Raw genomic sequence first — 6,486 nt, forward strand, 5'->3', positions numbered from 1 at the left:
TGCAAGTGCTACTTGCACTTTTTACTTATGTCTGGTCAAATAATTTCTACTCGACAGCGACTGATCAATGCAGCTAGAGCGTTATTCACAACTCAAGGAATCACAGAAACTACGACAAAAGCGGTTGCAGAATTAGCAGAAGTCAACGAAGTGACGCTATTCCGCCATTTCGGCAACAAGTACGGGCTGCTCCTAGCAGTCATCTGTGAATCTCCAGTGTTGCAAGAGTTGGGCGAAGTCTTAAAAATACAAGGGAGCCAAACAACCAGTTTTTACCAAGGGCTGAAAGATTATTGTGAAGACCGCTTGCAGGCTTTAGACAAAGTTCCTGAATTGGTACGTTCTTTGGTCGGTGAGGCTGGCAATTATCCAGTTGAAAATCGTCAAGCACTTGGCAGAATATTAGCCCAAGCCAACCACGATGTTGCTGAATATTTAGCAACAGTAATAGCTCGCGAACAAGTAAACACGCAATTGCCAGCCCAAAAGCTAGCTAGTTTACTTAATAGTATGTTAATAGGGTATGCCGTGGTTGAATTTACGAGTGAATTTCACGAACTTTGGCACAACAGAGATGAGTTTTTGGAAAATTTGGTGACGCTGTTTTTAAATCAAGTCACCAATTCTACCAGTTTAATCAATTCTGACTCTATGTTAATAGAGAAAGTGGTAGATTTACCAGCCCCTTTAGTCCATGTCATTTTGCAACGAGCAAAAAAATCGGGATTGCGCGATTATGCCCTCATATACGTTTTATTTGGAGCTGGTTTATCGCCAGCAGAAATTGTGAACTTAGAGCGAATACCTGCCGTTGGGCAAAGCAGAACAAACCCAATGATAGATACCAAACAGCACTTATTGCAGATAACTCAAGGTTCTGTTCGACAAGTTCCAGTTAATCAGTGGATTATGGGCAAGCGCTATGGTTCATACACTCGCAATCCACTGACTCAATGGTTAAAGGTGCGTAAAGATGGGCAAACAGCATTATTTCTTAACGATGACGGTATGCCAATCTCAGAGGCAGAAATACAACAGCGCTGGCAGATTTTAACTGAGGGGCTGTTAACACCGGAAGGACAACAACCGATTATTCAACAAGCACAACACACTTGGTGTGTAGAAATGTTAATGAAGGGAATGAATTTGGAAGAAATGAGTTTAATTACAGGCTGGAATTTAATTAAACTACAATCTTATGCTCGCAGAGCCAGAGAAAAATTAGCTCTGATGCGGGCTGTTGTTCTAGATAGAAAATCATAGCACAAGCTAAGAAAAACTGCTTCTCCTCTAGAAGGGGCTGTCAATCGGAAAATAGACCCTTCTGGCTCATAAAGTTTCCGCTCTCGGATTGCAGATCGCGGTTATCCCTTCTTCAGCAGAACGCCTTGCTGCATCTGCAACTTTAAGAGTATATAAGCTTTGTTCTGGGGTGATATACAGCGGAGTTCCATGAATCAAACAATCTAAAACCATTGTTGTGTCTTTCGCGAATAAACCCCGTCGAGTGCCAACTTCTATAGGTTTTCTTTCTCCTGCTTGTATCAAAATCGCCGTATCGTCATTAAAAATCAGACCGCCATTTTCACCATGAACTTCAAACTTACGTTCTGGATGCCACAGAGTTTCACCCTTGCCATAGATAACATGGGCTAATAAACCACTGTTAAAGGACAGAACAGCCTCGCAGAAACAGCTTTGGTAATAATCTGTTTGCACTGTCCAAAATCGGTTGTGACAATTGACCGACATAACGTCGCCAAATAAATCTACAAGCCGATGCAATCGGGAAAGGGCACCTATCAAAGGAAAGCCAAAAAGCTCGTGATTGTATGTCCATTTCCGGGGTGCGGGATGCTCGGGCTTGATTGTGTTGTATCGCGCAAAAAATGGTTGCCCGACTTGTGGTAAGTGTTGCTTCAAAGCTTGATGCACTCCACCTAATATTTCAATATGTTCGATGTGTAAAAGTCGGTTTTGTCTTTTTGAAAGTGCAATCAGTTCTTCAGCTTCTGCCACATCTAAAGACAGTGGATACTCTACGACAACGTGTTTGCTATTCTTTAGCGCTTTGTGTACAACGGCACCATGATCGCGATTGACAGTACAAACGACAACCAAATCTACATCTTCTCGTTCCACTAGATGTTCCCAAGAATTGACCATCTCTGTTTCGTAGCTTTTAGCAAAGGCTTCTGTTTTTTCTGGTGTATTGCCTGCAATAGCGACTAAATGAGAACGCTTGTCTTGCACAAATGCTTCAGCCCTAAGCTTTGCAGCAGCTCCAGTACCAACTAAACCCACGCGTACAGGACGGTCTTGCGAAAATGGAGAATTATCATACATAGGAGTCACCGATATGTATGTATTAGTTTACTGAACTACTACGTAGGATTCACCGACGTATAACTTTATCTAATAACTCAGCAACTAGCTACTTACATATATAAGTAAATTTAATAGTTCTTGGGCGACTAACTTTCATTTTTAATTTCGTCTGATTTTCAGCTGTATCCTCTTACTTTTCTCGTAGTATCAGAAGTGAAGCAAACTTGAACGGCGGCTGGTCTGATTGAGATGAGCCGCACTGTTGTTATTAAGAGAAGTTATAACAATCTAGCCGAAAGAGAGGATTACCAAATGCCTACTTACAAAGTGACCCTAATCAACGAAGCAGAAGGGCTAAATGAGACAATCAACGTCAAAGATGATGAATACATTTTAGACGCGGCTGAAGAGAAAGGTCTCGATTTACCATACTCTTGTCGCGCTGGTGCTTGCTCGACTTGTGCGGGCAAGATTGTATCGGGTACTATTGACCAATCTGACCAGTCATTCTTGGATGATGACCAGATTGAAGCAGGATATGTGCTGACTTGTGTAGCTTACCCGACCTCTGACTGCACTATCTTAACCCACCAAGAAGAAGAAATTTACTAACTTGAGCGATAGATTTTGATACAAGAAAAGTAGGAAGGTAGAAAGATCGCAGTTGCTACCTTCCCTACTCTGAAACTATTCATACTTGTGGGTAGGTCTATGTCATGCTTGTTGAATTGTGTGCTAAAGACCTACCCGGTTTTTTCCTATTGTGACCTTTTCATCTATTCAAAATTTACTGGCTAGCTATAAATTTATGTAATACTTTAACAAGTATCCGGTTAATGCTATAAGTAAAACTAATCATGTTTGAGTAACAAAATTTCATTACTAATCGCCCTTGATTTCCAGTTGTATCCTCTGAGTTTTCTCGTAGTATCAGAAGTGAAGCAAATTAGAACAGGCGATCGATCTGACGAGGGAAGCCGTTGTAATTGCTTTAGGATAACTTATACTGCTGTTGACAAAAGAGAGGACTACCAAAATGCCTACTTACAAAGTGACACTTATCAGCGAGGCTGAAGGGATAAACGAAACTATCAACGTTAAAGATGATGAATACATTCTAGACGCGGCTGAAGAGAAAAGTATTGAACTGCCCTACTCCTGCCGCGCTGGCGCTTGCTCTACCTGTGCAGGTAAGCTTGTGTCTGGTACCGTTGACCAGTCTGACCAGTCATTCTTAGATGATGACCAGATTGAAGCAGGATATGTGCTAACCTGTGTCGCTTATCCAACCTCTGATTGCACTATCCAAACCCATCAAGAAGAAGAACTTTACTAAACTGCTTACTTCGCTCTAAATACAAACTTTTTGCAAAAGCAACTGTTGTTACAAAAACAGTAAAAGAAAAGAAGCAGCACAGACAAAAGAATTTTTGTTTTGCTGTGTCTGCTCCATACACCTACTTTGGCAATCAGTCTAGATTCACGTCATGCAGCACGGAACACAGCGCCCACTGTGTTCCTGCTTTATAGACTTACTTTTAGTGTGACACAGACTCTTGTATTTCGTTGTTAGCTACTCAATTGATTGGACTCAAGTGCATCACTGAAAACTTGAATTTTGGTTCCAGGATAGTAGAACTGAAGAATTTTGGGACTTGACCAGCCGAGATTTGCTAAATTTTGAGCACCAGTTTGGCTCAAGCCGACTCCATGTCCCAAGCCACCACCAATGAAGGCGTATCCCCAAAGATCGGGTTGTCCTTTATTAAGGGGTTGCAAATAGAAAAATGTGCTCACAGGAGCAGCAAAAGCACTGCGAACTTCGTCTTTGTGTAAGGTAAAAGTGCCAATATCTGTGTTGACCTCTAATTTCAGAATACGTCCGCTCTTGCTTCGCTCTACAACTTGGATCTCTTTAATAGTTTTAAATTTTGCAAAGGGGCTCTTCTTCACCTTAAGGAATTTTTGTAGGTCTTTGGCAATGTCTTCTAGCTTTGTTTCCCTTCTCCACCGGAATAGGTCTGCTTGACTCTCATTAAATCCTTGCTTGCGGTTGATAAACTGCACGAAGTTGTTTTCATCGGCTAAACTTTGCCCCGTTAAGCTCCATAAATTATGGCTTGGAGCATCTACGACAGGTTGCAAATAAGGGCGATCGCTACCATTCCACACATCGCTAAACGAAGCAGTCACCCCACCTGTTGTCGAAGAGTATAAAGCATCCACTAACTGATTTTGGTAGGTAAGTACCATACCCCTTGTAGCTGCGATCGCCCGATCTGTGTTTGGAGCTGCTCCACCCAAACCATAATAAACTTGGCAATGAGTATCAGCGCATAATTGGTATCCGTCTATAGCAAATCTGTGTACATTTCGGAGGGCATAAGTACGAGCAATAACCGCTTGTGCTTCTAGGGCTGCTGTTGGTGCCGAGGTTCCAATTTCATAGGGCACAACCCCACGCAAATAGGTTTCTAAAGGCACTTCGTTAACCAGAGTATAGCTGCCGTAAGCATTGGGTTGAATTTCCATCCTTCCTGCATATAGGCGTGCCTTTTCTGGTTTTTGGCTTTCATTAACCCGAATTAAATTCTGTTCGCTGCTAATTTCTACAGTTTTCTGACTGTAGCGTTTGCCCTTGACTTGCCAACTTATTATTGGTACCCGTTGCAAAATTTGGGTATCAACAAATGCTGTCTTATTATTAGCCGCTTGTACGCTTTGCAAAAGCAAGCGTCTGAGTAAGGGGGTGTTGTACACGTCCCTTTTTGCCCATACTTGCCAGCGATCGGGCTGGGCTAACTCCACTTCTATTCCCCGTTCTCGCCAGATTCTGGCACTATCTTCGGCAGTTTCAAAAGTGCGGTAGACTCCCAGCACGACTCTTTCCTCTACCACGGCTTGCGCTAAAGGTTGCATGCTGACTTCTAACTTTATGGGTTGATCGGTGACGACGATTTGCTGTCTGTTGCTGTCTTGAAATTTCAGCTTCAGGCGATCGCCTTTGGTAGGTTCTAGTTGCAGCTGTTCTGTGGGATCGTCTCCAAATCGCTGCACTATGCCAATCCTGAGTTCTACATCCTTGGTTTTGCTAGCCGGACCTGACGCACCAGTCAGACCTAACAAACAAAACAAGGGTAGTAAGGTATAAGAAATACGCCAGATAATTTTCATGGAATCTTAAGTTATGCCGCCAAAGCCATCGTGTTATGTCTAGGGGTAGATGTTTCTTGACTGTGATTAATCGTTGCCGAGCTGGTTGTATCCTCTAGATTTAAAAAGTTTTATTTATGTCTGAAGTTGATGCAATTTGCACTCAACTTAGCGGCTTTGCAACTATTTGGTTAGAAAAAAGGCTGTTTTTACCTGAGTGTTGCGGTTGCCACATTTATCACCTCCTCTGCACATCTTACACTAAGGTGCAAGTTTATTCCGGATAAACAGAGAATACATCTTAAAGGCACAAAACCCTTCCTTTGCACTCATTCTGTTACTCGGGGGATTTAGTTTTTGATTGCAATATCCCTAAGGAAAAATACTTAGTCTTACCCCCATAAAAAAGTCCGTGGAGAAAAATCAAATTGCAGCATTTCCGGCACAACGACTGTTGTTTTATACCAAAAGTTCCTTATACAACTTTTTTCATCCTATAAATTTTCCTTTACGGTATGGGGATTTTGCCATAAATCTTTTGATGATTCTACTACCCATCTCACTTTTCAAAAGAGTTGCAACATAAACTCATAATGAGTATGATTTAGATAAGTCATCAAACATTACCACTAAAAAAACTCATATGGTCATTCAAGAAATTCCTTTAAATCAAATACGGCGACCTTTGCCACGAAAGAACGATCAAAAGAAAGTCAAAGCCCTAATGGAATCGATCGCAGAGATTGGACAGCAAGAACCAATAGACGTTTTAGAAGTTGACGGACAGTATTACGGATTTTCTGGGTGCCATCGCTACGAAGCATGCCAGCGTTTGGGTAAAGAAACCATTTTAGCCAGAGTCCGCAAAGCTCCCAAAAGTGTTCTTAAAATGCATTTAGCGTAAGCTAGTCATCAGTCATAAGTCATTTGTCCTTTGTCATTTGTTCTTTGTAATGACTAAGAACCAAGGACTAAGGACTAATGACTAAGGACTAAGGACTAAGG

The 6,486-nt window shown here is 41.9% G+C and carries 6 protein-coding genes; 4 read left to right on the forward strand and 2 right to left on the reverse strand.

Going from position 1 to position 6,486, the window contains the following annotated elements; all coding sequences use genetic code 11:
- Positions 1-27 precede the first annotated feature (27 nt).
- Positions 28-1,263 carry a TetR family transcriptional regulator gene (locus ACYRY3_RS12800; protein WP_460202038.1) on the forward strand — a complete coding sequence of 412 codons (1,236 nt, stop codon included), beginning with the start codon at positions 28-30 and terminating at the stop codon, positions 1,261-1,263.
- A 66-nt stretch (positions 1,264-1,329) separates the two neighbouring features.
- Here the strand turns inward: ACYRY3_RS12800 and ACYRY3_RS12805 are convergent, their stop codons facing one another.
- A complete protein-coding gene (locus ACYRY3_RS12805; RefSeq protein WP_460202039.1) occupies positions 1,330-2,346 on the reverse strand; it encodes a Gfo/Idh/MocA family protein in 1,017 nt (338 codons plus the stop codon).
- 294 nt (positions 2,347-2,640) lie between these two features.
- Here ACYRY3_RS12805 and ACYRY3_RS12810 point away from each other — a divergent pair, with 294 nt between their 5' ends.
- Together ACYRY3_RS12810 and ACYRY3_RS12815 are read left to right on the forward strand one after the other, a co-directional pair.
- Positions 2,641-2,940, forward strand: a complete 300-nt coding sequence (locus ACYRY3_RS12810; protein WP_460202040.1) for a ferredoxin — start codon at positions 2,641-2,643, stop codon at positions 2,938-2,940.
- Between the two features lie 424 nt (positions 2,941-3,364).
- Positions 3,365-3,664: a ferredoxin gene (locus ACYRY3_RS12815; RefSeq protein ID WP_460202041.1), complete on the forward strand. Its 300-nt coding sequence runs from the start codon at positions 3,365-3,367 to the stop codon at positions 3,662-3,664.
- A gap of 233 nt (positions 3,665-3,897) precedes the next feature.
- Here ACYRY3_RS12815 and ACYRY3_RS12820 read toward each other — a convergent pair whose 3' ends face one another.
- Positions 3,898-5,502 (reverse strand): SpoIID/LytB domain-containing protein, encoded by a 1,605-nt coding sequence (locus tag ACYRY3_RS12820; RefSeq protein WP_460202042.1) that lies wholly within the window; start codon positions 5,500-5,502, stop codon positions 3,898-3,900.
- 622 nt (positions 5,503-6,124) lie between these two features.
- On the opposite strand from ACYRY3_RS12820, the gene ACYRY3_RS12825 reads away from it, so the two are divergent.
- Positions 6,125-6,385, forward strand: a complete 261-nt coding sequence (locus ACYRY3_RS12825; protein WP_460202043.1) for a ParB N-terminal domain-containing protein — start codon at positions 6,125-6,127, stop codon at positions 6,383-6,385.
- Positions 6,386-6,486: the final 101 nt, after the last annotated feature.

It is taken from the genome of Scytonema sp. NUACC21 (genome assembly GCF_054684315.1).